General features: G+C 69.4%; 23 protein-coding genes and 3 pseudogenes. 11 read left to right on the top strand and 15 right to left on the bottom strand.

Going from position 1 to position 26,598, the window contains the following annotated elements; genetic code table 11:
• Positions 1 to 284: 284 nt before the first annotated feature.
• Both OG842_RS02070 and OG842_RS02065 read left to right on the top strand, forming a co-directional pair.
• Entirely contained in the window at positions 285 to 1,313 is a 1,029-nt protein-coding gene (locus OG842_RS02070; protein ID WP_328512075.1) for a hypothetical protein, read from the top strand.
• A 265-nt stretch (positions 1,314 to 1,578) separates the two neighbouring features.
• Positions 1,579 to 2,037, top strand: coding sequence for a hypothetical protein (locus OG842_RS02065; protein WP_266726877.1), 459 nt, complete (start codon positions 1,579 to 1,581; stop codon positions 2,035 to 2,037).
• 127 nt (positions 2,038 to 2,164) lie between these two features.
• Here OG842_RS02065 and OG842_RS02060 read toward each other — a convergent pair whose 3' ends face one another.
• A complete protein-coding gene (locus tag OG842_RS02060) occupies positions 2,165 to 2,707 on the bottom strand; it encodes a nucleotidyltransferase domain-containing protein (RefSeq protein ID WP_266726875.1) in 543 nt (180 codons plus the stop codon).
• Between the two features lie 223 nt (positions 2,708 to 2,930).
• On the opposite strand from OG842_RS02060, the gene OG842_RS02055 reads away from it, so the two are divergent.
• Positions 2,931 to 3,560 (top strand): MarC family protein, encoded by a 630-nt coding sequence (locus OG842_RS02055; RefSeq protein WP_266726873.1) that lies wholly within the window; start codon positions 2,931 to 2,933, stop codon positions 3,558 to 3,560.
• Between the two features lie 122 nt (positions 3,561 to 3,682).
• On the opposite strand, the gene OG842_RS02050 is transcribed toward OG842_RS02055, so the two are convergent.
• From OG842_RS02050 to OG842_RS02035, 4 genes are read right to left on the bottom strand one after another with little or no spacing between them, the layout of a single operon-like run.
• Positions 3,683 to 4,831: an XdhC family protein gene (locus tag OG842_RS02050; RefSeq protein ID WP_266726871.1), complete on the bottom strand. Its 1,149-nt coding sequence runs from the start codon at positions 4,829 to 4,831 to the stop codon at positions 3,683 to 3,685.
• Positions 4,824 to 7,016: a xanthine dehydrogenase family protein molybdopterin-binding subunit gene (locus OG842_RS02045; RefSeq protein WP_266726869.1), complete on the bottom strand. Its 2,193-nt coding sequence runs from the start codon at positions 7,014 to 7,016 to the stop codon at positions 4,824 to 4,826. Before OG842_RS02045 ends, OG842_RS02050 begins: the two co-directional genes overlap by 8 nt.
• A complete protein-coding gene (locus tag OG842_RS02040) occupies positions 7,013 to 8,005 on the bottom strand; it encodes an FAD binding domain-containing protein (RefSeq protein ID WP_266726867.1) in 993 nt (330 codons plus the stop codon). The genes OG842_RS02045 and OG842_RS02040 overlap by 4 nt, the downstream gene beginning before the upstream one ends.
• The gene (locus tag OG842_RS02035) at positions 8,002 to 8,550 is read right to left on the bottom strand and encodes a (2Fe-2S)-binding protein (protein WP_266733384.1); all 549 of its coding nucleotides are present in this window, start codon (positions 8,548 to 8,550) and stop codon (positions 8,002 to 8,004) included. The genes OG842_RS02040 and OG842_RS02035 overlap by 4 nt, the downstream gene beginning before the upstream one ends.
• A gap of 240 nt (positions 8,551 to 8,790) precedes the next feature.
• On the opposite strand from OG842_RS02035, the gene OG842_RS02030 reads away from it, so the two are divergent.
• The 4 genes and pseudogenes from OG842_RS02030 (at position 8,791) to OG842_RS02015 (ending at position 11,168) form a co-directional block, all read left to right on the top strand.
• Positions 8,791 to 9,477, top strand: a complete 687-nt coding sequence (locus OG842_RS02030) for a TetR/AcrR family transcriptional regulator (protein ID WP_266726865.1) — start codon at positions 8,791 to 8,793, stop codon at positions 9,475 to 9,477.
• 40 nt (positions 9,478 to 9,517) lie between these two features.
• Positions 9,518 to 9,934: pseudogene (locus OG842_RS02025) on the top strand (GrpB family protein); the annotation flags it as partial.
• 22 nt (positions 9,935 to 9,956) lie between these two features.
• Positions 9,957 to 10,151, top strand: coding sequence for a hypothetical protein (locus OG842_RS02020; RefSeq protein ID WP_266726863.1), 195 nt, complete (start codon positions 9,957 to 9,959; stop codon positions 10,149 to 10,151).
• A gap of 84 nt (positions 10,152 to 10,235) precedes the next feature.
• Positions 10,236 to 11,168, top strand: coding sequence for an aminoglycoside phosphotransferase family protein (locus OG842_RS02015; RefSeq protein WP_266726861.1), 933 nt, complete (start codon positions 10,236 to 10,238; stop codon positions 11,166 to 11,168).
• A gap of 174 nt (positions 11,169 to 11,342) precedes the next feature.
• Here OG842_RS02015 and OG842_RS02010 read toward each other — a convergent pair.
• Positions 11,343 to 13,070, bottom strand: a pseudogene (locus tag OG842_RS02010) (MFS transporter); the annotation flags it as partial.
• Positions 13,071 to 13,143: 73 nt separating this feature from the next.
• Complete coding sequence (locus OG842_RS02005) at positions 13,144 to 13,608, bottom strand: MarR family winged helix-turn-helix transcriptional regulator (RefSeq protein ID WP_443063959.1); 465 nt, start codon at positions 13,606 to 13,608, stop codon at positions 13,144 to 13,146.
• A 108-nt stretch (positions 13,609 to 13,716) separates the two neighbouring features.
• On the opposite strand from OG842_RS02005, the gene OG842_RS02000 reads away from it, so the two are divergent.
• Together OG842_RS02000 and OG842_RS01995 are read left to right on the top strand one after the other, a co-directional pair.
• Entirely contained in the window at positions 13,717 to 14,250 is a 534-nt protein-coding gene (locus OG842_RS02000; protein WP_266726859.1) for a hypothetical protein, read from the top strand.
• A 116-nt stretch (positions 14,251 to 14,366) separates the two neighbouring features.
• Positions 14,367 to 14,708, top strand: coding sequence for a DUF5713 family protein (locus tag OG842_RS01995; RefSeq protein ID WP_266726857.1), 342 nt, complete (start codon positions 14,367 to 14,369; stop codon positions 14,706 to 14,708).
• Positions 14,709 to 14,830: 122 nt separating this feature from the next.
• Here OG842_RS01995 and OG842_RS01990 read toward each other — a convergent pair whose 3' ends face one another.
• Entirely contained in the window at positions 14,831 to 15,406 is a 576-nt protein-coding gene (locus OG842_RS01990; RefSeq protein WP_266726855.1) for an HIT family protein, read from the bottom strand.
• A gap of 21 nt (positions 15,407 to 15,427) precedes the next feature.
• Here OG842_RS01990 and OG842_RS01985 point away from each other — a divergent pair, with 21 nt between their 5' ends.
• Complete coding sequence (locus OG842_RS01985; protein ID WP_266726854.1) at positions 15,428 to 16,000, top strand: O-methyltransferase; 573 nt, start codon at positions 15,428 to 15,430, stop codon at positions 15,998 to 16,000.
• Between the two features lie 24 nt (positions 16,001 to 16,024).
• On the opposite strand, the gene OG842_RS01980 is transcribed toward OG842_RS01985, so the two are convergent.
• On the bottom strand, positions 16,025 to 16,621 hold the full coding sequence (locus OG842_RS01980) for a CGNR zinc finger domain-containing protein (protein WP_266726853.1): 597 nt from the start codon (positions 16,619 to 16,621) through the stop codon (positions 16,025 to 16,027).
• 38 nt (positions 16,622 to 16,659) lie between these two features.
• Here OG842_RS01980 and OG842_RS01975 point away from each other — a divergent pair, with 38 nt between their 5' ends.
• Positions 16,660 to 17,862 carry an MFS transporter gene (locus OG842_RS01975; RefSeq protein ID WP_266726851.1) on the top strand — a complete coding sequence of 401 codons (1,203 nt, stop codon included), beginning with the start codon at positions 16,660 to 16,662 and terminating at the stop codon, positions 17,860 to 17,862.
• Positions 17,863 to 17,916: 54 nt separating this feature from the next.
• Here the strand turns inward: OG842_RS01975 and OG842_RS01970 are convergent, their stop codons facing one another.
• The 6 genes and pseudogenes from OG842_RS01970 to OG842_RS01940 form a co-directional block, all read right to left on the bottom strand.
• Entirely contained in the window at positions 17,917 to 18,720 is an 804-nt protein-coding gene (locus OG842_RS01970) for a methyltransferase domain-containing protein (protein WP_266726849.1), read from the bottom strand.
• A 225-nt stretch (positions 18,721 to 18,945) separates the two neighbouring features.
• Positions 18,946 to 19,324: pseudogene (locus OG842_RS01965) on the bottom strand (transposase); the annotation flags it as partial.
• Between the two features lie 110 nt (positions 19,325 to 19,434).
• Entirely contained in the window at positions 19,435 to 20,085 is a 651-nt protein-coding gene (locus OG842_RS01955) for a hypothetical protein (protein ID WP_266726847.1), read from the bottom strand.
• Between the two features lie 5 nt (positions 20,086 to 20,090).
• The gene (locus tag OG842_RS01950; protein ID WP_266726845.1) at positions 20,091 to 20,537 is read right to left on the bottom strand and encodes a hypothetical protein; all 447 of its coding nucleotides are present in this window, start codon (positions 20,535 to 20,537) and stop codon (positions 20,091 to 20,093) included.
• Positions 20,538 to 20,582: 45 nt separating this feature from the next.
• A complete protein-coding gene (locus tag OG842_RS01945; RefSeq protein WP_328512074.1) occupies positions 20,583 to 25,583 on the bottom strand; it encodes a CHAT domain-containing protein in 5,001 nt (1,666 codons plus the stop codon).
• A gap of 170 nt (positions 25,584 to 25,753) precedes the next feature.
• Positions 25,754 to 26,491 (bottom strand): class I SAM-dependent methyltransferase, encoded by a 738-nt coding sequence (locus OG842_RS01940; RefSeq protein WP_266726841.1) that lies wholly within the window; start codon positions 26,489 to 26,491, stop codon positions 25,754 to 25,756.
• Positions 26,492 to 26,598 lie beyond the last annotated feature (107 nt).

The following is a 26,598-nucleotide window of genomic DNA, read 5'->3' as shown; positions in this document are numbered from 1 at the left end:
CAACGGCGTCATCGAACACCCGGCGAGCGTCCGTTCTGCCCGAGCGGTGTCGTCGTGAACGACTCCGAGGATGATCCCGGGAACACCGGCGGTTTCGTTTGGATCTCCAGGCGGACAGGCCTGCGGGCCGACCGGAGACGGATGCCCACGATGCGCAGTGGGACGGTGTGATCTGCGCTGCTCAAAGCCCGCAGCGATGCCCAATTCGGTTACGGCGGGTGTCGGGCCCGGGGCCACGGATGATAGGCAGGGCGCGTGATCGATACGCGGGAGGGCGACGCCCGATGAAGATGATGCGCCGGATCGCGCTGTACGCCGCGCTGCCGCTGGTTGTTCTGCTCGCGGCCGGCTACGGCTGGTACCGGGTGAGCGACACCGGCAAACGGTGGCGGTACGAGGACCGGCTCGCCACGTACTGCGAGGGTCTGCTTCCGGTCGCCGAATCCGCAGCCCTGACCTCGTACTCCATCGATCCCGGGCTGCCGGGGGACCGCACGGGCGGTGCCGGTGACGACCGCTGGAGCGAGTGCGGAGTGGCGGACACCCGGCTGCTCGTCGCCCTGATTCCGTACGACGACGTCCGTAACCGCAACCTCTCCGGTGAGCCGCTCGCGATGCTGCGCGACGGGAGTTCGGATCATCTGCCCGTAGCCATCGGTGGTGGCTGGCAGGGCTACACCGATTTCCGCGACACCGGCATCGTGCTCAACTGCACCGACCGGCCCGCCTCCCTCGTCGTGACCGTGAGCGCCGACGAGTCGCACGAGAACGCCTGGGAGACCCGGCAGATCGCCCGGCTGGCCACGACCACCGCCCAGCGGGCCGCCGAGCGGTGGTCCTGCAGCGCCCCGCACGGTGCCGGCGTGCAGCCCATCCCTCTGCAACCCGATCGCCCGGAGCCCGGCAACGCCACCGGCACCTGCGCAGGAGTCCCCGTTCCGGGCGACGACTCCGTCGACTGGCACCGTGAGACCACCGCGGCCGGCGCCGCCCTTCTGGAGACCTGCGCGCTCGGCGAGACGAAGGCGTGGGACGAGGAGCTCTACTGGTTCGGCGCCGCGTTCGGCCCGTACGCGCAGCGCCTTCGGACCTCCGACGACGACGAATCCGGTGGCTACCACGGCGACGCGGGCGCCGATCGCCACAGCGCCTGGGCGAGCGCCGAATGCGGCACGGGCCCGCGCGCCCTCTTCACCGTCAACGACACCGAGTACGCGGCCCCGCCGCACGGCTACCTACGCACGGCCCTCCGTGCCTTTGCCGAACGTGCGGCTCAGCGCCATGGATGCACCGACCTGAGACTGCCCTCCTGACGGCGCGGAACCATGCTCAGGAAATGACGGTCCCGGTGAGTCCGACGAACCCCGGGCGCTCTCTCAGGCGTGACCAGATTTGGCCGTAGCATGTCAAGAATCATGGTGATGTGCCTTGTTGCTTCAAGGTCGTCGTGCCTCAATGGGAAAGCGATCTCCCCTGACGGTTCGTCAGGAGTTTGCTGCATTCCGGCGCGGCACGTCGAATCAACGCGTCGGCAGTCCCCTCACATTCGGTAGTCCCCCCACATGAAGGGCAACCACCATGAGGCATGGCATACGGCGACTCGGCTTCTGTTCCGCTCTCGCCGCCGGCACACTCGCGCTGGCACCCACGGCTGAAGCGGTCACCCCCACCACCGCGACCATCAACTTCGACTGCGGCGTATACGGCTCGGGCAGCGCGACCCTCACCGCCACCCAGAGCGGCACGGCCGCGACCATCAACCTCTCGACGTCCGCCATCAAGGCACCGATCAGCGTCGGGGCGAACTCGGTCAAATCAACGCTCACACTCACCAACAAGGGCTCCGGAGCGGTGACGTTCACCGGCAACGCCAACCCCGCCATCCCCGCCGGAAGCCCGGTGTCGACGGGTCCGCTCAAGGGGACCGTGGCAGCGGGCGACAGCCTGGCGGCCAAGTCTCTCCAGGTCGTGGTCTTCGGTATCACCGCGACCTGCAACGCGACGTCCGCTCAGTCTCCCGGACCGTTCGTGTTCTGAGTCGGCCCCTTCGCGCTGAGTGAAGTACCTGGCTGAAACGGCTACGGTGCGGTCGGCCCGTGTCCCCGCCTGCGGGCGGTGTCGCGGGCCGACCGTGCGATCGCGAGCGGGCACTCGCCCAAATACCTCACCCGGACCGCTTGCCATGTGTGCGCAGGGCCCCCTGCAGCCGGGCGATGTCTGCGGCGTCCTTGGGCCGCCGAGGTCGTGAGGGATCCCAGACCGGGGTCATTCGCTTGATCTCGATCTGGGCCTGCGGGGCGACGACCGCACACCGGAGATCGCCGATGCGACCCGGCCCTGAGTCGAGCATGCCATCGGGCCAGGGCGCACCGGCCCAGGGGCCCCCGGCAATCACCACATGGCCGGCCGAGTCACGGTCCAGGAGCGTAAAGCTGCTCTCCAGCCCGTCCTTGGCGAAATCGAGCTGAAGGTCGGGCGGCGACCCCGGGACCGGTTGACAGCCGTGCGACAGCAAACCCTCGGCCAGCGACCCGGCGTCGTCGGCCCAGACGAACCGGTCGATGTCCGCATGGTCCCGGGTGATCTCGCCGAGGAAGAAATCCATGGCCCATCCACCACGAAGCCACAGCGAGATGCCAAGAGCACCGGCAATGTCCATCGACTCGGCGATCAGGCGTAGCTGCTGACCTGCACGTCCCTTGTCCATGGCCAGCCAGGCTACGCGGCAGGGGCAGGCAGCGCTCCGTCCCGACGAATCCACGCTGCTGCGCTGACCGCAGACCGGCTTCGGTGCCGAATTCCTGGCTGCGGCGATCAGGGCGTCCGCAGGAACCGAGTTCGATATTGTGCACCGCGACACCTGCGGGAAGTGGGCGACACCAGCCGCGCCCTGTCACGTGGAGCAGGGCCCAGCGACCTAGATTTCGCAGGTGAACGCGCTCACCTTCTCCGCCGCTCTGATCACCTTCGTCTCGGTCGTCGGGCCGCCCAAGGTCCTGATCTCCTTCGCTCACCTTGCCAAGCTGCACCCGACCCGCCAACTGCGCACCATCGCCTTCATTTCCTGCGGGTCGGCGATCTTCATCGGTCTGGTGGCCAGCTTGACCGCCCCGTTGCTCCTGGAGCTGTTCCACATCAGCACACCCGCGCTCCTGCTCGCCGGCGGCCTCATCTTCTTTCTCTACGCAGTCGGCCTCGTCCTGGGGATTCCGACCGGAGTGGACGCCCCCGACGAGGGCACCCCCGATGTGACCAGCGGAATGCGCGAACTCCTCGTGCCGTTCGTCGTCAGCCCGCTGGCCATGACCGCACTGCTCATCGAAGCCACAGCACGTTCATCCTGGACCTGGCGCTCCACAGTGGCCGGTGCCTACGTGGCGGTGATTCTGCTCGACCTCGTCTGCATCCTGCTCCTGGAACGTGTTCTCCGCGCCACGCACCATGCGACATTCGAACTCCTCGGCCGGCTTCTGGGCCTTCTGCTCGCCGCAGTCAGCATCGACCTGGTCCTCGACGGCCTGGCGGAACTCGGCGTCGGGCTCAGCGGGCGTGACCACTGAGACGAACGGTCTCACGGGCGTGCCGCTCCGGGGGGAGGGAGCCCGGACGCGCCTCGGGCGGGCTCTGCGGCCGAGCCACCTGGCTGCCCGGCCGCCGAGCCGCCCATGCCCCTCCCGTCAGGTCATGCAGCCGCCCGGGAAACGGAATCGCCTGCTCTTCCCCCCTCCACATCATGGTGGATCGGCGTCCCCGAGCCGGTCAGCGGAACGCCCGTCCCGCCATGGCACGCCGCGACGATCTCCGCCGCGATGGACAAGGCGGTCTCCTCGGGGGTACGGGCTCCGAGGTCGAGGCCGATCGGGGAGCGTAGGCGCGCCAACTCCTGGTTGGTGAGGCCCACTTCGCGCAGGCGGCGGTCGCGGTCCTCGTGGGTGCGGCGTGAGCCCATCGCGCCGACGAACGCGACCGGCAGCCGCAAGGCCGTCTCGAGGAGAGGAACGTCGAACTTGGCGTCATGGGTGAGCACGCACAGGACGGTTCGTGCGTCGGTCGTGGTGTGCCGGAGGAAGCGGTGCGGCCAGTCGACCACCAGTTCGTCGGCCTCGGGGAAGCGGGCCCGAGTGGCGAAGACCGGCCGGGCGTCGCACACGGTCACGTGGTAGCCGAGGAACTTGCCGGCCCGTACCAGCGCCGTCGCGAAGTCCACGGCGCCGAACACGATCATCCGGGGCGGCGGCACCCTCGACTCCACGAACAGTGTCACGCCGCCCGGACAGCGCGACCCGTCCTCCGCGACGTCGACGGTGCCGGTGCGGCCGGTGTCCAGCATCGCGCGGACCTCCCCCGCAGCCGTCCGGTCCAGTTCCGGTTCTCCGCCGAGGCCGCCCTCGTACGATCCGTCCGGGCGGACGAGCAGCGCCCGCCCGAGCAGTTCCGCCGGGCCCCGGGCCACCCGGGCGAGTGCCGCAGCCTCTCCTCGGCCCGCGGCCGACACCCCGGCCCGGTACACCGATGCGTCGGCGCGCACCGGTGTGACCAGGATGTCGATGACGCCGCCGCAGGTGAGTCCCACCGCGAAGGCGTCCTCGTCGTCGTATCCGAACCGTTCGCGAACCGTGCGCCCGTCCAGGAGCGCCCGGACGCACAGGTCGTACACCGCGCCTTCCACGCAACCGCCGGAGACGGAACCGATGACGGTGCCCTCACCGTCGACGGCCAGGGCGGCGCCGGGACCACGCGGCGCGCTGCCGCTGACGGCCACGACAGTGGCGACGGCGAAGTCCCGGCCCTCCTCGAACCACCGGCTCAGCCCCTCGGCGATGTCAAGCACCCCGGGCTCCTCCCTCCGCCCGGCCGCCCCGTGCCCCGACCGCCGCCCCGCCGCCCCGTGCCTCGTCCGCCGCACGAAGGATGCGGTCCGGACGGATCGGCAGCTCCCGGTGGCGTACCCCGGTCGCGTGCCACACCGCGTTGGCGATCGCGGCCGCGACTCCCACGACGCCGATCTCGCCGATGCCCTTGATGCCGATCGGATCGCCCGGGACGGGGTCGTCCACCCAGTCGGCCTCGATGAGCGGCACGTCGGCGTGCGCGGCGAAGTGGTACCCGGCGAGGTCGGCGCCGACATGGCCGCCCGAGGCCCGGTCCCTGATCGCCTCCTCGTGGAGCGCCATGGAAAGCCCCCAGGTCATTCCGCCGATGAACTGGCTGCGGGCGGTGAGCGGATTGACGATGGTGCCTGCGGCGAAGATGCCGAGCAGCCGTCGTACGCGCACCTCACCGGTGTCCACATCCACCGCGACTTCTGCGAACTGCGCACCGAAGGAGTGGCGCTCCTTCTCGCTGAGCGCGCCGATGGCCTCGGCGGTGTTCGACCGGGCTGTGATCCCCTCCGGCGGAATGCCGCCGCCCAGCGCCAGCCGCTCCCGCAGTTCGTCCGCGGCGATCGTCACCGCCCACGCCCAGGAGCGCGTTCCCATCGAGCCGCCGGCGATCATCGCCGGGCCGAGGTCGCTGTCCGCGATGCGTACCCGGACGGATTGCGGATCCACACCCAGCGTGTCCGCCGCGACCAGAGCCATCGCGGTCCGCGCCCCGGTCCCGACATCCGCCGCGTTGATCCGTACGGTGAAGGTGCCGTCCGGTTCGGCGGTCACGGCCGCGGTGGACGGCCCGACCCCCGAGGGGTAGGTCGCCGCCGCCGTTCCCGTTCCCAGCAGCCAGCGCCCCTCACGGCGCAGCCCGGGACGAGGATCACGGTTCGCCCAGTCGAACCTGCGTGCGCCCTCCTCGAAACAGGCGAGCACATTGCGGCTGCTGAACGGCAGCCCGGACACGGGACCCGCCTCGGGCTCGTTGCGCGCGCGGAGCGCGATCGGGTCCACGCCGCACATCTCGGCCAACTCGTCGAGGGCCGATTCGAGGGCGAAGGATCCGGGCGCCTCGCCCGGTGCGCGCATCCACGTAGGGGTCGGCACGTCGAGCCGCACGAGCCGGTGAAGGGTGTGATGCGCATCGGCGTCGTACAGCACACGCCCCAGGACGGCGCTCGACTCGATGAACTCGTGCACGGTCGACGTGAGGCTCTGCGCCTGGTGGTCGAGCGCGCGCAGCCGGCCGTCGGCGTCGGCGCCGAGCCGGATCCGCTGCGCCGTGGGGCTGCGGTAGCCGATCAGGGAGAACATCTGGCGGCGAGTCAGCACGACACGGACCGGGCGGTGGAGAACGGTCGTGGCCATCACGGCTGCCACTTGATGCGGGCTCAGCCCCTTCGATCCGAAGGCGCCCCCGACGTGCTCCGACCGGACCCGTACGGCCGCCGGATCGAGGGAGAAGAGCTGCGCCAGCTCGCTCGCCACCCAGCTGCTGCCCTGGTTGGAGTCGACGACATCGAGCCGGCCGTCGTTCCGGCGGGCCGTGGCGGCATGCGGCTCCATCGGATTGTGGTGCTCCTCAGGCGTGGTGTACTCCGCGTCCACGACGACGGCGGAGGCGGCGAGTCGGGCCTCGACGTCCCCCTTCTCCGTCTCGGCCTGCACCATCGGCGTGCTCTCGGGCGTGTAGGCATCCGGACGGTCGGCATGGAACGAGACATCGTGCGGTTCCACGTCGTACTCGACGACCAGAGCCTCGGCGGCCTCCCTGGCCTGCTCGGACGTCTCGGCCACCACCAACGCCACCGGCCAGCCCGCGAAGGGCACGCGGTCGTGCTGGAAGATCCCGACGACCGGGTTCGGCCGCCCCAGCATGCCCATGTAATCGATGTCGACGCGCGGCGCGTTTCCGTGGTGCAGCACGGTCAGAACGCCGGGCATGGCCAGGACGGGGCCGTCCTCCACCGAGCGGATCCGGCCGCGGGCCACGGTCGACAGGACCAGCCAGCCGTGGGCGAGTTCGGTGAAGGGAACCTCCCCGGCGTAGCGGGCAGCCCCGGTCACCTTGTCGCGGCCCTCCACCCGGGTACGGGCGGAGCCGATGGCGCCGGTCACGGCGGCGACCCCGGTCGTCGTCGTCATCGGGTGGCCTCCTCGGTGAGCTCGGTCAGCACGGCCACGATGAGGTTGCGCATCAGGGTCACCTTGTATCCGTTCTCGGGAAGGGCCTCGGCGGCCGCCAGCTCGGCATCCGCCGCAGCGGCGAACGCCTCCGCGCTCGCCGGTCCGCCGATGAGTACTCGCTCGGCGGCACGGGCCCGCCACGGCCTCGAAGCGACGGCCCCGAGCGCGAGACGTACTTCGTGTACGACTCCGTCCCGGACATCGAGCGCGCCGGCGACCGAGCCGATCGCGAAGGCGAACGAGGCGCGCTCGCGCACCTTCCGGTACCGCGAGCGGGCGGCGACCGGCGCGGGCGGCAGAGTGACGCCGGTGATCAGCGCGCCGGGCGGGAGGGCGGTCTCGACGTGCGGCGTCTCACCCACCGGCGGATAGAACCCGCCGATCGGCAACTCGCCCGGCCCGTCGGCCGTTTCGTACGAGATGACGGCGTCGAAAGCGGCGAGGGCAACCGCCATGTCCGAGGGATGGGTGGCGATGCAGTGCTCGGACGCGCCGAGGATCGCGTGGTTGTGGTGCTCACCGTCGATGGCGGGACAACCGCTTCCGGGGGAGCGCTTGTTGCACGGCCTGCTGATGTCGGTGAAGTAGCCGCAACGGGTCCGCTGGAGCAGATTCCCGCCGACCGTGGCCATGTTGCGCAGCTGCCCCGAGGCGCCTGCCAGTACGGCCTGCGCCAATGCCGGGTAGTGACGCCGTACATCGGGGTGGGCCGCGAGATCGCTGTTGGTGACGGTCGCCCCGATCCGCAGCCTTCCGTCGCGGTCTAACGCGACAGTGTCGAGCGGGAGTTCTCGTACGTCGACGAGGAGCGCGGGACGTTCCACGCCGGTCTTCATCAGATCCACGAGGTTGGTGCCGCCGCTGAGGAAACGGGCGTCGGGGGCGGATCCGATCAGAGCGACCGCGCCGGAAACATCAAAGGCTCGTTCGTAACCGAATTCCCTCATGCCGCTTTCTCCTTGCCCTGGACCTCGGCAGCCTGCGCCACTGCCTGCACGATCGACACATAGGCGCCGCAGCGGCACAGGTTGCCGCTCATGCGCTCGCGGATTTCCTCGGCACTGAGCACGGGCACCCCCGCTTCCGGCCGGACATCGTCGGTCGCTGCGCTCGGCCAGCCCGCCGCGTGTTCCTCGATCACCGCGATGGCCGAACAGATCTGACCGGGTGTGCAGTAACCGCACTGATAGCCGTCGAGGTCGAGAAAGGCCTGCTGCACCGGATGGAGTCGCTCGCCATCGGCCACGCCCTCGATGGTGGTGATCGCCCGCCCCTCCGCCGCGACCGCGAGCTGAAGGCAGGAAACCGCCCGACGCCCATCGAGCAGCACCGTGCAGGCACCACATTGGCCCTGGTCACAGCCCTTCTTGGAACCGGTCAGGTCGAGATGCTCACGCAGGGCGTCGAGCAGGGTGGTGCGATGGTCGACGGGCAGTGTGTATTTCTCGCCATTGATGTTCAGGGTGACGGCGCTGGACGTCGATTGAGTCATGATCAGCCTTCTTCCGCGTTGCTGATGCGCGTCGAACGAGACGATCCCGGTGGACATTACGGGAGGGAGCGGGCGATGAGAACGAATGAACCGTAGACGGTGGGCGCAGGTCAGCCACACCGGCCGGATCTGCCGCTAAGGTGAGTCCAAGCGGACAGTTGTCCACTTGTCGTCGAACCTAGCGGACAGCTGTCCGCTCAGCAAGGCCGGACTCGGCTGCCCCTTCAGGGAGGAGGAAGAATGCGGGACGAGGCACGGGACGGGAAGGGTGCGACTCTGCGCCCGGACGCGCAACGCAACCGTGAGCGCATCCTGGAGGTCGCACTGGCAGAGCTGACGCGGGCGGCGGATGCCCCGTTGAGCACCATCGCGAAGAAGGCGTGCGTCGGACAGGGGACCTTCTACCGCAACTTCCCCAACCGCGAGGCCCTCGTTCTGGAGGTCTACCGCTTCGAGATGCAGCAGGTCGCGGACACAGCGGCCCAGCTGCTCAGCACTCGCGCACCCGACCGGGCCCTGAGGGAGTGGATGGACCGTCTCGCACAGTACGCCATGGCCAAGGCAGGCCTGGCCGACGCGTTGCGCAAGTCCACCAGCAACCGCGGCAGCAGCCTGGCCCAACTGGGGCACGGGCCGGTGACCAGAGCGCTCACACTGCTGCTGACTGCGAACGAGGAGGCCGGCACCATCCGGCTGGGTGTGACCCCCGACGACTTCGTACTCGCCATCGCCGGGCTCTGGCAGATCGACCCGCACAGCGACTGGCAGCCGCGCGCCACACGGCTCCTGGACCTTGTGATGGACGGCCTGCGGGCGGGGGCACCCGGAGCGGGAGGCCGCGCGGCGGACGAAACGGAAGCGAGCGTACGCGCGTCGGGTGGGGCGGAAGCGGGCGGATCCGGGCGGGTGGCACGAGCAACGGACTGACCGTACCGGCCGGATTCCGGTCGTTCGTTCAACGCCCGGTATGTTCATGAGGGTTGAGGGTGTAGGCATGCCTTTTTCCGATGAAGTGGCCGCAGTGGCCGTGCTGGAATATCAGGCGCAGTGGCCGGCGGACTTCGAGCGGCTGGCAGGGACGTTGCGCAATGCCCTGGGAAGCCAGGCGCGCGCGATCGACCACGTCGGTTCCACGGCGGTACCCGGCCTGGCGGCCAAGGACTGTGTGGACATCCAGGTGCGCGTCACCGCTATCCATGAAGTCCGGCAGATCGGGCTCCTTGCTGCGATCGGCTTCCGTTGCCGCCCCGAGCCATGGAACCGGGTGGAGCATTCCGGCGGGGAGCAGTGCCGCAAGTTGGTGTTCGCCCCGCCGACGGGTGCGGGGAGGCGCAACGTACACCTGCGCCGGGACGGCGACCCGAACTGCCGATACGCTCTTCTGTTCCGCGACTACCTGCGTGCCGATGAGGCTGCCCGACGGCAGTGGGGAGGCGTTCAAGCAGCGGCTGGCCCGCAGCGTGCCCGACCTGCTGGATTACGGGCAGATCAAGGCCCCGGCCACCGAGATCCTGATGATCGCGGCCGAACGCTGGGCAGCGGCAACGGGCCGGCAGCCACCTCCGGGCCGTCCGGCATCGCGCACGTCTCCCGCGAGATGACCGGATTTCGACGGTGTCCGTGCCGGGACGGAGAAGGCGCCCGCCGATCCGGTTCCGTTCTCGGCCGGTGCGTAGGGTGCGGGGATGATCGAGGTACCGGAGACGTTCGCGAGAAGCACGATCGAGCGCGAGGGCGAGCCCGGAGCGGTTTGGCTCGCCGGACTGCCGGGGATCGTGGAGGAGTTGTTGGGGTGCTGGGAATGTGTGCCGGACGGCGAGGTCATGCATGGGGGCGTCGGGATCATCGTGCCGGTGCAACGGCCGGCAGAGGGGGCGGCTGTGGTGAAGGTGTCCTTCCCCCACCCCGGCAACGTCCACGAACCGGACGCGTTTGCGGCCTGGGGCGGACGCGGCGCGGTGCTGCTGCATGATCGCGACGACGAGCACTTCGCGATGCTGCTGGAGCGAGCCCTGCCGTCGACCCTGGCGGAGCTCGAGGACGAGGACGAGGTGGCGAGAGTCGCAGGGCGGATCAGCCATGCGCTGGCCGTCCCCGCGCCCAGTGGACTTCCGAGGCTGCGGGAACAGGCCGATGCCTGGGAGGCCCAACTCCGCCAGGACGCCGAGGAACTGACGCACGCACTTCCCCGGTACGTGGTGGACGCGGCCGTGGCGACCGTCCAGGAGCTGGGCCGTGATCAGCCGGACACCCTCGTCCACGGCGACCTGCACGCTCGCAACATCCTGCGCGCCGACCGAGAGCCGTGGCTGGCGGTCGACCCCAAGGGGTACGCAGGAGACCCCGCGTACGACGGCGGGACCCTGCTCAAGACGCGGGCGCTGACGCTCGTCGAGGCGAGCGACCTACGGAAGACAGTGTTCCGCACCCTGCACGTCTTCGCCGAGGCAGCCGAGGTCGATCGCGAACGCGCGCGGCGCTGGGCCCAGTTCCATGCTGTCCAGGCTTCGTTCTGGGGACGGCGCCACGGATTTCGTAGGGCACGGAAAGGGGCAGGACTGGACTGGCTCACGCAATTCGTCGACTCGCTGGCGGAGTTGCTCGTCGACCGGGCGTAGCCCGGGAGCCCGCGAGGGAGGGGGGAGGGGCATGAACTCGCCGGCCACGCGTGGGACAGGCTGTCGGAGGGGTGGCGGGTGACTATCGACGCATCTCGATGCCCGGCATCGCGGGCGGCGGCATCTTCGGACGTGCACCGCAGCCCGCGATCTCGGCAGTGGAGCGGCAGCGGCTCAGACCGCGCTGTTGCGTAGCTCCACCAGAGCATCCGTGGTCAGGGGCCGGGGTGTGCTGTCCGGTTCGACGAGAATGACGGTGCAGGTGGCGGCATGCGTGAGCGCGGTCGTGAAACTGCCGTCGGCGAACTGAATGACGGGCCCACGCGGCGAGAGCCCGATGGCGACGGTGCGGGCGTTCACGTCCATGGCATGCCGGGCGAGGGCGCGGCCCGCGGCGGCGTGGTCGCCGGCGCTGGTGAGGATCTGGCCGGTGGCGGCGATGCCGTGGACGTTCAGCCGGTCGAGATGGGCGGTGACGGCGGCGCGCGCCTGGTCGGCGGTCTCGGTGTCGACAGCCTGTTCCTCGATCACGGCGGTCTGCTGGACATGGACGACCTCCAGCGGGCTACCGGTGTCGCGAGCAACCCGGGCCGCCGCGTCCACTATGGCGGAGGCCCGTTCATGGGCGCCCACGGCGACGATGACGGGAGGCGCGCCCGTTGCGGCGGCCGGGCTGCCGACGGGGGTGAGCGACGGCGCGACGGGTTCACTGCCGCCGGTCTGCGCTTCGGCCTTGCGCAGCAGGCCGTGGCCGCTGGCCAGAACGGGGATGGCGAGGAGGAAGGTGGCGGCGCCGAGATAGAAGGGGACGCTCAGGTCGGTGGCGTCGGCGAGCTTGTCGGCGACGAACGGGGCCAGACCACCGCCGATGAATCGCAGGAAGCCGTAGGCGGAGGAGGCGACAGGGCGCTCGACGGGGGAGACGAGCATGACAGCCTGGGTGGTTAGGGTGTTGTTGATGCCGATGAAGGCGCCGCTGACGATGACGGCCACGATCACCACGGTGGGCGTGCTGACGCCGGCCGCGATGACCGCCATCACGACGCCGAGGCCCAGCAGGTTGGCGTAGAGCACGGGGGCGGTGCCGTACCGGGCCTGAAGCCTCGGGGCGACGAAGACACTGAACGAGGCCACCAGGAGACCCCAGCCGGTGAAGACCAGGCCGAGCTCATGGGCGCTCAGCTCCATGGGGTACGGGGCGTAGCCCAGCATGGTGAAGAAGCCCCAGTTGTACAGCAGCGCCATGATGCCCATGGTCAGCAGTCCGCGGTGGCGCAGAGCCTTGAGCGGTGCGATCGGTGAGACGACGCGCCTCGGCTTGGGCAGCGAGGGTACGAAGGCGAGCGTCGCGATCAGTGCGACGGCCATCAGGACGGCGACGCCGAAGAACGGGCCGCGCCAGCTGATGCCGCCCAACTCGCCGCCCAGCAGCGGTCCGACGGCGATGCCGAGGCCGAGCGCGGTCTCGTACAGGATGATCGCGCCGCCGAACCCGCCGCTGGCGGAGGCGACGATGACGGCGAGGGAGGTCGCGATGAACAGCGCGTTGCCCAGGCCCCAGCCGGCGCGGAAACCGACGATGCCATTGATGGAATTGGTGGCGCCGGCCAGGGCGGCGAAGACGACGATGACCGCCAGGCCCATGACGAGTGTGCGTTTGGCGCCGAGGTGGCTGGAGACCCAGCCGACGAACAGCATGGCCACGGCGGTGACGATCAGATAGCTGCTGAACAGCAGGGACACCTGGCTGGGCGAGGCGTGCAGGCTCTTGCCGAGAGCCGGCAGGATCGGGTCGACCAGGCCGATGCCCATGAACGAGATCACGCAGGCGAACGCCACGGCCCAGACGGCCTTGGGCTGCCGGAACGGGCTGGCGGCCTTTCCATTCGGTGCACTCATGTGCGTTTCTCTCCAAGCATTGAGAAGAGGCGACGGGGGAGAGCGAACAGGTTCTGTGCACCGGCCAAGGGGCCGGTCAGGAACGGTCCTGACCGGCCTGACGGTCCTGGATGGCGCGGGCCAGGGCGGGCAGCGCGACTCGCACCGCTCGCTGCTCCGGCTCGCTCAGCTCCTCGATGAGCAGCCGGAGGGCGTCCGCGCGCTCCGCTCGACGCTGCCGGAAGACCTCCAGGCCGGTGTCCGTGGCTTCCACCAGCACCGCCCGGCCGTCGTGGGGGTCGGCGACCCGGCGTACGAGACCGGCGCGTTCCATCCGGTTGATCAGCTGGGTCATGTTCGGCTGGGAGGCACCTTCGGCGCGGGCGAGCTCGGTCAGACGGTGCGGTCCCTCACGGCCCAGACGCCCCGGAGCGGAGGAGGCCGCGGTGCTCAGACCTCCGGCGACGGCGCTCTGGCGCACGTGGCGGACCATCCGCTCCACGGCGATCATCAGCGTCTCGGCCGAGACCTCGGAATCCAGTTCCACAACCCGCTTATCCATAAGTGCTTCATGCATATACGTGTAGTGCGAAGCAACGCCGAGGGCGACGGGCCCTCGACTCGTTAACTTAAGTTGCGTTTCTCCTTTCTGGTAACTAAAGTTGTCGACATGATGCCGCTTGAGATCACTACCGCGGAAGAGGCAGCCCTCGACAAGGCTCTTCTCGACGCCCTCAACCCACTCGCCTCGGCGATGCGTGCGCGTGCGACCGGACTTCCTGAAGAACGCATGTGGGATGCCGACCCCGTCGACGTCACGCTCTCGATCCTCACCGCCTGGAAGGTGGTGGACGCGGAGGTCAAGCGATTGACGGCAATCGCGGCAAGAACCGCGGGCTCCTACGGTGCGAGCTACGAGCAGTTGGGTGCTGCTTGGGGCATCACCCGGCAGGGTGCCCGCAAGAAATGGCCCGAAGCGGTCGAAAGGCCGGCCTCCGCGGCAGCGGAGACGAGCTTCATCGAACTGTGCGGTGGCAGCGCCGAAGTCTCCCGGGATCCGTCATCGGGTGGCTGGACGTGGGCCGGACGGGGAGCCGATGGCGCAGCCGGCGAGGCCGACAGTACCTCGCACTGTGCAACGAAGGAGGAGGCTGCCGCCCACGCAGGCGCCTTCCTGAAGGAGCATGCCACCGAAGGGAGATAGGCGCAGCGGGCGCTCATGAGGAGCTGTTGCGAACTTGCTGGTTCCGCGGTCGCGCCGAGCTTGTCAGTGGTGTGGTGCATGATCGGCATGTTGGCTCTTCGAGGAGATGGGGCACCATGCCGATCACAAACCAGCAGGTGACTGAACGCGCCTTTCTGCGGCCGCTGTACGCGGACGACTACTTTCCGGATCACGTCCTCGACAAGGGCGCGGCGATTCTGCTGAACCTGTGCGAGCGGATCGAGGCAGAGCGGCCGGTGGATCTCCAGGCCCTGTATGTGCTCACGGAGGCGGCGACAGAGCAGTTCAATCTGCTGGAGGCCGAGTTCGAGGCGGCGGGCAGTGCGATCGAGACCGTCGCGCGTGAGGAGATGGCCGAGGACTTCTGGTTCGTGGCGTCGGCCTACGGATTCCCGGACGCGGACGTGGAGGAGTTGATAGCCGCCAGGGATTGGTGAGCGGTGGGCGATGAACGGATGGCTGGGGCGGTGGTCCTCGTCGAGCCATGGCAGGCACGGCAGGCGCGGGCACAACAGCCGGGATTCCTCCGGTTACCGACCTGGCCAGGGCGGTGGCGACTTCAACGCAGCGAGGTGCCGAGTGCGGCCAGACCGTTGCGGACAGCAGCCGATGTCTCGTCGAGCTGCTCACGCTGATGAACATGCCAGTCGGAGTCGATGCGAAACGGATCGCCGGCGAAGCGGGGGATGACGTGAAGGTGTACATGGAAAACCTCCTGGAAAGCGGCTTCGCCGTCCGCGAGAAGCAGGTTGACGCCCTCACACCGCAGACCTGACCGACGCAGCGCCCGCCCGAGCCGGTGAGCCACCTTCCAGACCTGGACGCCGACGTTCTCCTGAAGATCCTCCAGCCCCACCGCGTGCGTCCTGGGAACGACCAACAAGTGACCAGGGTTTACGGGCCGGAGATCCATGAAGGCGACCACCGACTCGTCTTCGTGAACGATGCTGGCATCCGCCTGACCGGGCACTATCGCGCAGAAGACACAACCGTCGCCCGCCATAAGCCGCTCCTCACGCTCCAAGTACCGAGTGCCGACCACCACATCAGAGGACTCGCCCGAGCGCGAGCGAATTCCATCCCGCCCGATGACGAGCAACACTGTGTGGAGATCTTCGGCGGCGGATATTGTCATGCTTCACTCTGAGCAAGGGATGTGATCATGGCAGAACGTGCCGTGCCGCCTCGTGTGGTGGCTGCAGAACGTATCGCCTCCGAGGCAGGCTTCAAGAAGAGTTGCATCCCTGAAGTGGGCAGGCTCCTCGGACTGGCCGCTGCTGCGAAACCCGACGGAGTCATCGCGGAGAGCGGCACCGGATCCGGAGTGGGTACTGCCTGGCTGCACAGTGGCCTTGGCGCTGGTGCGCGCCTGGTCACCGTGGAGCGTGATGAGGACCTGGCCCGCCGTGCGGCCGCCGTCTTCGCGGACGACCCGCGCGTCAGCGTCCTCATGGGGGATTGGCGGCTGCTTGAGCAGCACGCCCCCTTTGACGTCTTCTTCTGCGACGGCGGGGGCAAGCGTGATGATCCGCAGCGGGTCGTCGATCAGCTCGCTCCTGGTGGCCTCCTCATCCTGGACGACTTCACCCCCTCGCCCCACTGGCCGCCTCGTTTCGAGGGCGAAGTGGATGAACTTCGCCTGTTCTACCTCGCTCATCCGGATCTGGAAGCCACCGAGGTGCTGACAACACCAGGTAGTTCAGTGGTTATTGGGACGCGCCGCGCGTAGCCACGAAGAGAAGCGATGTCTTGCCTACTCGGTCTCGCCCGACTGCTCGCCGGAGCGGGAGCGTCGGTGGGCTGAGACCCGTTCACGGGTGGCGCACCGGCGGGAGCAGTAGCGGCGTTCCGGGCCGCTGCCTTGCGTGACGAAAACGTTCCGGCAGCTGGACGATGCGCAGATCCTGCCGGGTGGACGTTGGCGGTCCCAGACGAGAACAGCCAGGGCCATGCAGGACGAGGCGAGGAGCCATTCGTCCCAGGGAGCATCGTCGTCGCTGTCGAGATGGGGGTGCCAGGGGGAGCTGCCGCCGTGCGATGTGAGGCGGAGAGGTCCGGTGTGTTCCTCCAGGAGCCGATTGAGGTGGGCGGCCGCTCCGTCGGCGGTCTCTGCGCTGAAGACTTCCCGCAATACGGCGGCAGCCGCACGCATCGCGGCGACATCGTGGGTGGTGAGCGCGATGTCGCCTGTCTCGCCGTACGAGCGGAGCACATCGGCGACTTCGCTCGGGTCGGGGAGCTCGGCATCGAGAACGTTGATCAGGGCTGCGGTCCGCCGAGCCACGGCCAGTACGGAGTGCCGGGTGGACCAGTCGTCGATGTGGGAAGACACTTGGGCAATGTAACGCATCTTGTTAGGTTTTGAGTTACCTCCGTAACGTGTTGTTCATGAAATCGCGTTACTCGCTCCGCCTCTACCTCGTCGGAGCAGCGGCGGCTCGTGCCGGGGACGAGATGTCAGGACCGGCGCTGATGCTGGCCGGGTTCGCGTCGGCCGGATCCACCACCGACGCGTCGTCGCTGCTCGCAGGCATCACGATCTCCGCCGTCGTAGGAGGGCCGCTGATCGGGGCGCTCCTCGACAGAGCGGAACGACCGGGCCGCCTGCTGGCCGGAGCCCTCGGCCTGTACGCGGCCGGCCTGGGAGCGATCCTCGTGGGGCTCGGCCGTTTGCCGTTCACTGTCACCCTCCTGATCGCGGTTCTGGCGGGGCTGCTGGGGCCGGCCCTGTCGGGCGGATGGACGGCCCAGCTCCCTCGCGTGGTACCGGTTGACGGGCTGCCCCGTGCGAACGCGCTCGATGCCATGATGTTCAGTGCGGCGAGTCTGGCCGGTCCGGCTCTCGCGGGCGGCCTGGCGGAGGTGCTGGGGGCGCCGACGGCCGTGGTGGTCTCCGCAGGGCTCATCGGTTTGACGCTGCCCGGCGCCTGGATGCTTCCGGCCCGTCACGGTCGGGGGCGAGACAGCCGGACGAGTTCGGTGATCAGCGACCTCGCTGCCGGAATCCGGGTCGTCATGAGGAAACCGCCGCTGGCCCGGGCGACCCTCACCTCGGTCGTCTCCTGCGTTGCGCAAGGCATGCTGACGGCCTGCATGATGCTCCTCGGCGAGCGTGTCCTGGGCGGAGCCGGTCGCGGCGCGATGCTGCTCTCCTGCGCGGCGGTCTCCGCCCTGGTCGCAAACGCCGTACTCGCGAGGTTTCCGCGCTCACTCGCCCCCGATACGGTCATCTGGGCCAGTGCCCTGGTCCAGGCTGCCGGGTTGGCCCTGGCCACGGCGGAGCAACCAGCGCCGGTGATCGTGGCCGTACTGATGCTCGGGATCGGTGAAGGCCCCCAACTCGCCGCCTTGTTCGCGATCCGCCACCGGGAAGCTCCGGACCACCTGCGTGGCCAGGTCTTCACCACCGGAGCCAGCTTGAAGATCACCGGATTCGCCCTGGGGGCTTCGGTGGCCGGGCCGGTCGCGACCTGGTCCCTTCAAGGTGCTTTGGCCCTCGCGGCGAGTGTGGCGGCCCTTGCGGCACTGGCCTTCTTCGTGATCCCGTCGGCGAGAGTCGGCTCGTCCGGGCACCGCGCGATATCGCGTTGATCAGGACGAACGGCTGCAGGCACCTGAACTGCTCGCCCTTGCGATCGAGTGGGATCACGGACGGCGCCCCCACGCCGAGATCATAGGGGCGGTCGCGAGATCGAGGCGTCCGGTGGCGACATTCGCCAGGTGGCGGTCGATCTCGTCGTCGGTGGCAAGCCCTTCCGCCACCAGACGGCCGCGGATCTGCCGCACGGTCGCAGCCTCGAGAACGGAGCAGGCCGGCGAGGTGATCGGGAAGTAGGCGTCGGCCCGTACGTCTTCGAGACCGGCCTCACGCAGCAGCCGGGGGAGGGTCCGGCCGTACGACAGGTCCGCGCCTCGTGCCGCCATCAAACTGCGGAAGCCGGATCGCAGCCGGTTCGCGAGCCGCTGTTCCGGACCGGACTCGTCCGGACACAACAGCGGCTGCAACCCCGGATCGGCATCCTCCAGAAGCAGCCGACCGCCGGGTCGCAGCGCCTGGACCATCCGGCGCAGTGCCTCGGCGCGGTCGGTGACGTGTACCAGGACGAGCCGGGCGTGGACGAGGTCGAAGCCGCCGGGCGGCGGCGGGTCGACCGCCACGTCGTGCCGCAGCACCTCGATCGCGCCACTGCTGATGTCGTGGGTCCACGACACGTCGATGTCGGTGGCGATCACCGCACCCGTCGGGCCGACCCGCTCGGCCAGTCCGAGGGGCACGGACGGAGAGCCGGCGCCGACCTCCCAGCACCGCATGCCGGCGGCGATCCCGAGCTGGTCGACATGCCGGAACGTCACCGGATCGAACAACTCGCTGAGGGCGCCGAAGCGGATTCCTGCCTCCGATTGCTGGTTGTCCAGCAGGTAGCCGTGATCCGTGTCGTGTTCAGCCATGTGGTGATTCTGGCAGAAACGGCCGGCGCCGCATTCCTCGCACCGGCCGTCACCCGCGAGGATTGCCCAGCGGCTCGGCACCGGTGATGCGGACGAGGGCCGTATCGCTCGCACCCCTCGTTATTATCCACACCGGCGGCGCTCGCCCCACTCCCCGTACGACGCCTCGGCAGCCTGAGCACGGGCAGCCGAGATCCACGGACACGCGCTCGGCTACTGAGGTTTTCAGGGTGGAGTCGGTGGTACGAGGGTCAGACCGGTGGCGGTGAGGCAGCCGTTGGTCAGGTGGGGCCGGAGCTGGATCCTGCGTAACTCGCGGCGGAGGACACGGTCGAGGTCGTCAGGGGCGTCAAAGGCGGTGTTGGCCATCGCTCTGCGCACGAGTGACCAGATGGCCTCGACGGGGTTCAGGTCAGGCGCATAGGGCGGGAGGCGGAAGGTGGTGAGCCAGTCGTGCTCGGCCTCATACCGCTTCAGCCCGGCGGCCAGGTGGGTGTTGCCGCGAGGCTTTTACCCGCGGCCACACCTCCTTCTTCCACAGCTCCACCGCGTGCTCGTCACGCTCGACTGCTCTGCGGGCTGGTGCCTGCCAGGACCAGCCGTTCACGAAACGCCCGACGCTCAGCGGTCAGGCCCCCACCCTCCGGATACCTCATCCCACAGGCATACCGCAGGGATCATGAACCGTCACTCCACGACGACAACCCGAAAACCTCAGTAACAGCGCGCCACGACAAGCAGATTGGTGACTCTCTCCATCGGCACGACGACGGCTTTCACCGTTCCGCCCACTTGAATCCGCACGTTTCCGCCGTCAGCGCTCTTCAGCTTCCCGCACGTGGATGTCCCGTCATGCTTGACCGTCACGTACGCGGCCGGGTCCGAGCCCGCTTCCGGGGCCCACCAGGTCGCGGTGATGCCCAGGAGGAAGCACACCAGCGCTGCGGCGACGATGGTCCGGCCCCGCCTCAGCCGGGCCGCTGCGGCGTCGGCCAGGGCGATCTGGTAGGCCGCGACCGATGCGTGGCGACGGTGGATGTCCGCCAGGGTCACCATGCCCTCTCGGGTGCCGGCCTGCGCCGCGAGGGCCTGCCACAGTCCCGCCAGGGACAGGGCGATGCCGCCGCCGATGAGGAGGGTGACCGCGATGCGCCAGTCGGTGGTGAGCTGAGCCGTCGTATCACGGCCCTTGAGCACGGCTCCGGCGGTGACCAGCGTGACGAAGGCGGCGAGGCCGTTGCGCCAGGCCTCCGCGTTGGCGCGCACCGCGGGCAGCGAGGCTTCGGCCAGCGCGGCGAAGCGGTCGCGCTCGGTCAGATCCGTGGGCGTCGGCGGGCGCTCCGGCTTGCGGGGCCTCAGCGGCATCCCGGTCATGGCTGTCCGCCGGTCGAGGCCGGAGCGGGGTCGGCGGTGAGCTCGATACGGAAGCTGACACCGCAGCCGCCCACGGCGTTCGGTTCTGCGGTCCCGGATGCCCCGGCCGGATGCGCGGCACCGCACGAGCAGGTGACGTCCAGCACGACCGGGGCGCCGTAACCGTACGTGCGAGCAGGCTCCACCAGACCCGTGCCGCCGGTTCCCTGGACTCCCGTACGGCTTCCGCCGATCCCGCTGGTGACCGCCGTCAGCGGACGCCGGTCGGTGAAGTGGTGCACACAGCGCGGGCAGGCACCCTCGACAACGGCCGAGGAGACGTTGTCACTCGTCATCACCACCGCTGCGAGGGCACCCGACTCCAGCAACTCGAAGGCGACCTCCGTCCAGTGGTAGTCCGAGGTCTGTTCATAGGGGATCGGAGACTGGGGCTGATGGGGCATGGTCACCTCTGCGGACGGAACCGCGAATCTCGCGTGCGGAATGGGTCACGATCCGAAGTGGGCGTACGACGCCCACTTCACGGGTTCGGTGGGATCGCTGTCGCGCAGTGCGCGAACGGCTCGGTGGAGCGCGACAGCGGGCTCCGTACCGCTGTCGGTCGAAGTCAATTCCCGGTAGAAGTGGTCCGACACGACCGCGGCCGAGGCATCACCCACCGGCCAGCTGGTAGCGACGATGTGCCGGAACCCGGTCAGCTGCATCGCCGCCGCGAGGTGGATCGCCTCGTCCGCGAGGTCGGGTACGCCCGTGGCGGTCTGGCATGCCGACAGGTACGCCAACTCGGCGTGGGCGAGGTCCAGGTCCGCGATGTCCGCGATCGACAACGGACCGTCGCCGAGACTGAAGGCGCTCGCCGCAGGATCGGAGGGGTCCTGGGCCGCGTGGCAGGCGAAGTGAATCCGGTCGCAGTGCGGGAGCTCGTCGAGGACGGCCCGCCGGGTCGCGGCCGTCCCGACCAGGCTCACCACCTCGGTCGCGTTCGCCGCGTACCGACGCAGGCCGGCCAGCTCGTCGGCGACCGCCGGCAACGTGGCCAGCCCGGGGGTCTCCGGCAACGCGATCGCCAGGTGCCGCCGCACCGCCGGCTCCGAGCGCCGGACCCGGCTCCGGGACAGCGCGGCCAGCGTCGGCGTGTAGGAGGAGACCACCAGGTCGGCGGTCCACGCACCGCCGGAGCCCGTTGCCGACCGGTGGCGGGGATGGTGACCAGCGGCGTGCAGCGGCAGCATGCTGAGCAACCCCACCGGACACCACCACAAGCGCGGCGGCGCAGCGCCCGTCCGACCGGAACGCGGACGAGCGTCGTGCCCGAGCCGAGCCAGGATCGGCCCCACGATGCTGTCCCACAGCCAGCCGAGGACGTCGTGGCTGGTGTGCCGGGCCCGCTCGCGAGCCAGGAACGACACGCTCGGGTCGGCCTGGGCCCCGGTGGCGGACAGCAGGTCCGAGACCTTGCCGGACACATCGCGGATCGAGACCGAGGGGAGTGCCACTACCTCGGGCGCAGGCGTGTCATGACGGACGATCAGCGCATGACATCCGTAGCGGCTGACATTCACGACGACCACCGGACCGTCCGTGGCCGCGTTCTTCAGCTCGGCGTACGGCGTAGGCCCGAGGAAATGCTCGAACCCTTCGACCTGGCGGACCCGCTCGACAGTCTCGTCCCACTCCCGGGCCAGATCCCGGCGGCGCTCGCCGGCCTCCGTGGAGAACTCCGTCCCTCGGACCCCGCTGCGGACCCCGCCGGCCGGACCGATCAACTGGTGCCGCTCGCCTGCCGGAGAGAGCTCGCCGACGGGGGAGAACTCACCGATGGAGGTGAGCTCGCCGACCGGGAAGCGCTCGCCCGCGGGCGCGAATGTGTCGAGCCGGGTCCGCAGCGTCGTGAGCCGCGTGGCCAGCTCGGGGTGAGAGCCGGCCAGATCGCTGAGGTCACTGCGGAGGTGCAGTGCCTGAGTCCAGATGACCGACCTGCTCTGTTCGAGCATTTTGACCGCGGTCGAAAGCTGCCCGGCGGCTATGGCGGCCCCCGCGGCCTCGGAGGCGAGCCCCGACCACCTGCGCAGGGTCTCGCTGCGCACCCCGGTCCGCATCCCGTGCCAGGCGACGGTGGGCAGACGCCGGACCGCGAGCCCGTAGTCCACGACCGCTCCGTCGACGTCGCCCTCCTGCGCCGCGAGCCGGGCGGCGTGGACCGCGCACTGCATGGCCATGTCCGGGTCGCCGTACGGATCCCGGGCGGCCTCGCGCCAGCACGAAAGGGTGGCCTCCAGATCGGCGCGCTTCCCGGTGACGCTGTGGCGCTGCTCCAGGATGCGCCCCAGTGACCACAGCCATTCACCCCGGCGGGCGTCTCCCGCCCCCGTGACCTCGACGGCTCGCCTCGCGGTGGCGACCGCCTGATCCAGCAAGGTCACATCTCGCCGGGCCCGCGCGGCCGTCGTCAGTGCCACGGCGCGGTTCCGGAGGAAAAGGCCGTAATCCGAGGAGCCGGGGTGAACCGCGTCGATCATCCGTTTGCTGACCCGCAGCATCTCCGCGACATCCGCGGGGTCGGGATCACCGGCGAGATCGACTCGCATGCGCAGGAGCCAGGAGAGGGTGGAGAGCGGCCTGCTGACGAAGTCCCCGTGCTCCGGGAACTCCCGCTCCGCCTCGACGGCCAAGGTGATCGCCTCGTTCAGGACAGAGCGGTCGCCGGTCCGGTGGAAGACCTGAGTGAGCGCGTTCGCCAGTCCGACGGCGGCGATCGACCGCGTTACCGGATCCCCGGCCGCATACCGGAGCGCGGCCCGGAGTGCTTCCACCGCCGCATGCATGTCCAGGTCGTCGCCGAGGTGAGCGTGCCGGACCCGCAGCGCCATCCCCAGACTGTAGAAGTCGCGGGCGCGCGAAGAGGCACCGGACGATCGCGCACCCGTCACTTCGCGCAGCTCGATCACGGACCGGTCGAAGTCTGCCGAGGACCCGGTGAGTATGGCCCTGGCCTGGACGAAGACGGCGTGGTTGTGGAGTACGGACGGGCGTCCGCGGTCGCCGTCGGGCATTTCCGCGAGGGCCGTCCCCAGGGTCGAGATCGCCTCGTCGAGGTCGGGAGCATTGCCGGTCTTCTCGTAGCGGGCGAACAGTGCCGACGCGAGGCGGGAGAGCACGGAGACGGACCGGTCCTCGTTCGCGGCGTCGAGATCCGCCGCCTCCCGCCCGGCGGCCACCGCCGCGTCCAGGTCGGCCGGGTCCATCGTGTGGTGGAACCGCCATTCAAGGACCTTGGCCAGCTCGCTCAGACTCGCCGGCCTGCAATCCGGTGCCGGATGCCCCTCGGACACCGCGTCGCGGATGACGGCGACGACGTGCTCCAGGTCGTCCGGGTTCCGGCGGTCGTCGTAGCGGAGCCGAAGAGCGAGGGCCAGCCTCGGCAGATGGTCCGCCCGGTCCGGGGCGGTGGGGAGCACGGTACGGAACGCCTGCTCATGGGCCTCGATCGCGGCATCGAGGTCGGTCGCGTCGCCGTCCCTCAGGAACCTGCTGACCAGAGTGTCCCCGAGGTTCGACAGGTAGGTGCTGTACTGCGGATCGTCCGGTTCCGCGGCGGCGACCATTTCCCTCAGCACATCGATGGACTCGGCGCCGTCCGCCGCGGAGCCCGTGACCCGGAACCGGGTGGCGAGCGCCATCGCGAGGCAACCCCGACGGATCGCGCGGTCGGCTTCATCGGCCTCGGTGCTCGGTACGAGCGCTCTGGCCAGGTCGACGAGGGTGTCCATGGCGTCGAGTTCGGTCGTGCTGCGCGACCGCATGGAGAACCGGACGTTGTCGAGTTCGAGCCCGATGTTGACCGAGCGATCGGCCTCGTCGGCCCGGGTGTCGAGACGTACGGCGACCCGCAACAGCGTCCCGGCCATCTGCCCGAACTCGGGACGCGCTGCGGCGAGGCACGCACGGGCGGCACCGAACACCCGGTCCAGGTCGGCCCGTTCCCCGGTGTGCTCGAAGCGCCTCTCAAGGGCATCCAGCCTGCCCACGAGCCGCAGACCCCGCTCCGCATGGTCGGGCGGCGTCGCAGTGAGGACGGCCGCCCAGAGTTCGATCGCCTCGTCCAGATACGGCAGTTCGCGCCCGCTGTCGTAACAGGCGACGGCCGCGTTCAGGAGGTTCGAGTACGTGATGATCCCGTCCTCGCCTTCGCCCAGGGAGGTCGACGCGACCGAGAGACGCCCGACACGGACCGACTCCCACAGATCGGCGACGTCCCCACCGTGTTCGAACCTGCGGCGCAGCCGATAGCAGAGATCGGACAGGGCCCGGACCCACGAGGCGCTGCCTTCCGGCGCCTCGCGGACCGCGGCCTCGCACGTACGGACGCTCTCCTCCAGATCGGCCGGGTCGCCCGCGCTGTCGAACCGACGGTGCAGGGCGTCGCCGAGATCCACGAGGAAGTCGGCTCTCCGGGCGTCGTCCCCCGGAATGCTGTCGAGCGTCGTCCGCCACAGGGCGACCGCTTCGTCGAGATCGGCCCGATCCCGGGACTTCGCGTGCCGGGCACGGAGGCTCTTGTCGAGCGCCGCCAGAGCGGACCCGTAGTCCGTGTCGGAACTGTCGGCCGTGACGCAGGCGAGCCGTCCCCACCGCACGGCCGAGTCGAAGTCGGCGATGGAGTCCGTTGCCTCGGCCAGATGCCGGTGCGAGCGCCCGAGCCGCTGATACCGCAGCCAGAGGAACTGGTCGCCGGGCGGTGTGCCGGCGACCGAATCCTCCAGTGCCCGAATGGCCTCCTCGAGGCATGCCCTCTCGCCGGTCCGTTCGTGTACGACCAGCAGCGAATCGGCCAGCAGCGACAGCCTGCGTGCCCGGTCCCTTCCAGGCGACGAGAGGCCGACGGCCTCCCGACGAGCCGCCACGACGTTCCGCGCGTCCGCCACGTCCCTGGAGGCCCGATGACGCTCGTGGTACGCCTGTCCCAGACGCCCGAGGGCGAGGATCCGGCCCGCGGGGTCCTCGGGCGCCGTGCGAAGAGCCCACACGATGCGATCGATCGCCAGGTCAAGGGGACTGAGGTCGGTGCCGTCCGAGAGGGAAAGCAACCTGTCGGCGGACTCGACCGCCCAGCGCAGGCGACGGCTTCCGTCCGTCGCGAGGATCCCGACCATTTCCGCCACCTCGGCGGGGACCAGTTCCGGCGCGGTCTGCCGCAGCCCGAGGAAGAACCCGATGGCGTTGTCGGCTTCGACCTGCCCGGCGGTGGTACCGGACGCCACGCCTCGCCAGAAGCGGAACAGGGCCGACTCCGCCGCCGCCGTCACGTCGAGCTCCGGCTTCCCGGCACGGCCGCCGCGGACCGTGGCGGCCACGGCCGCCGCGTGCTCGTCCTCGGCCTCCGGATCGGTCAGGTGCCGAGGATCCCCCGACTCCCGGAAGAGGACGATTCTCCGGCGGACGGCCGCGGCCGGGTCCGGCACGGAACGGGGCGTTGGATCCTCTGACATCGCTTCAGGCTACTGAAAACACACTCTCAAGTACTTCAGTCCGACTATTTCGTGATCACGCGATGGCCCGCCACTCGTTGCAGACCCGGCAGCAGACCGGTGGGAATGAGCAGACGGCCGTACGCAGAACGACTGTCCGCAGAGAGAGCCGTCCGTTTTCCGAGGTGCTACTACTGCTCGTAGCACCGACGGGCGAGATGGACAGTGACGTCGGCGGTGATCTCGACCGTCTCAGGCAGAACCTGCATGATCTGCCTGAATACCAGCTCTCGCTCCAAGGCTGGCAGTACGAGATAGGCAGAGATGGTCGAGAGTTGACCTACATAGTCGTGAGCGCTCATCGTCAAGCGCCTTTCGACCACCTTCTGTTGAACATCGGTGAACCATTCGGACCGCTGGAGCTCCGTGCCGGGCCACTGCATTTCGCACTCCGCAGGTGTGCCGTCCGGTGACGGAATCTCGTCACTCTCCAAGTACGGTGCTCGCGCCGCGCGCACAACTGCCTCGACCGCCGGATCAGCAAGCCGGATCGGTCCGCCGAACGAAGCGAACACACCACTCGGCTCCAGCAGGGCGGCCATGCGAGACCACCGGCCCTCCGAGGCCGTCCAATGCAGCGCCGCTGCCGCATAGACCAGCCCGCACTTCTCACCTGGCCGCAAGTCCTCGAACGCGGCCTGCACCGTCGTGACGCCTGTCGGAACGTGCTTGCGAAGCTCTTCGAGCATGGCCCCGTCAGGGTCGGTCGCTGTGACCGTGACCCCCTGCCGAGCGAACAGGCGGGTCGCCTTGCCCGTCCCGGCGCCGATCCCGAGGGCGGTCCGGACCGGATGACCCGCGTACGCCATCACCATGTCGAAAAGCTCCAGGGCATAGCCCGGACGGAACCGTTCGTAGGCTTCTGCCATTGCTCCGAAGCTCTGTGCACGACCAGACATGCCGAGCATCCTGACACGAGCCGTGCCGTCAGTGACCCGGCCGTGGAACCATCTGTCGGACACGGCGCTCACCAATC

Origin of the sequence: Streptomyces sp. NBC_00376 (assembly GCF_036077095.1) — a bacterium.
Taxonomy (GTDB): domain Bacteria; phylum Actinomycetota; class Actinomycetes; order Streptomycetales; family Streptomycetaceae; genus Streptomyces.
The sequence above is the reverse complement of the archived record's forward strand: the minus strand, read 5'-3'. Positions and strand labels throughout refer to the sequence as shown.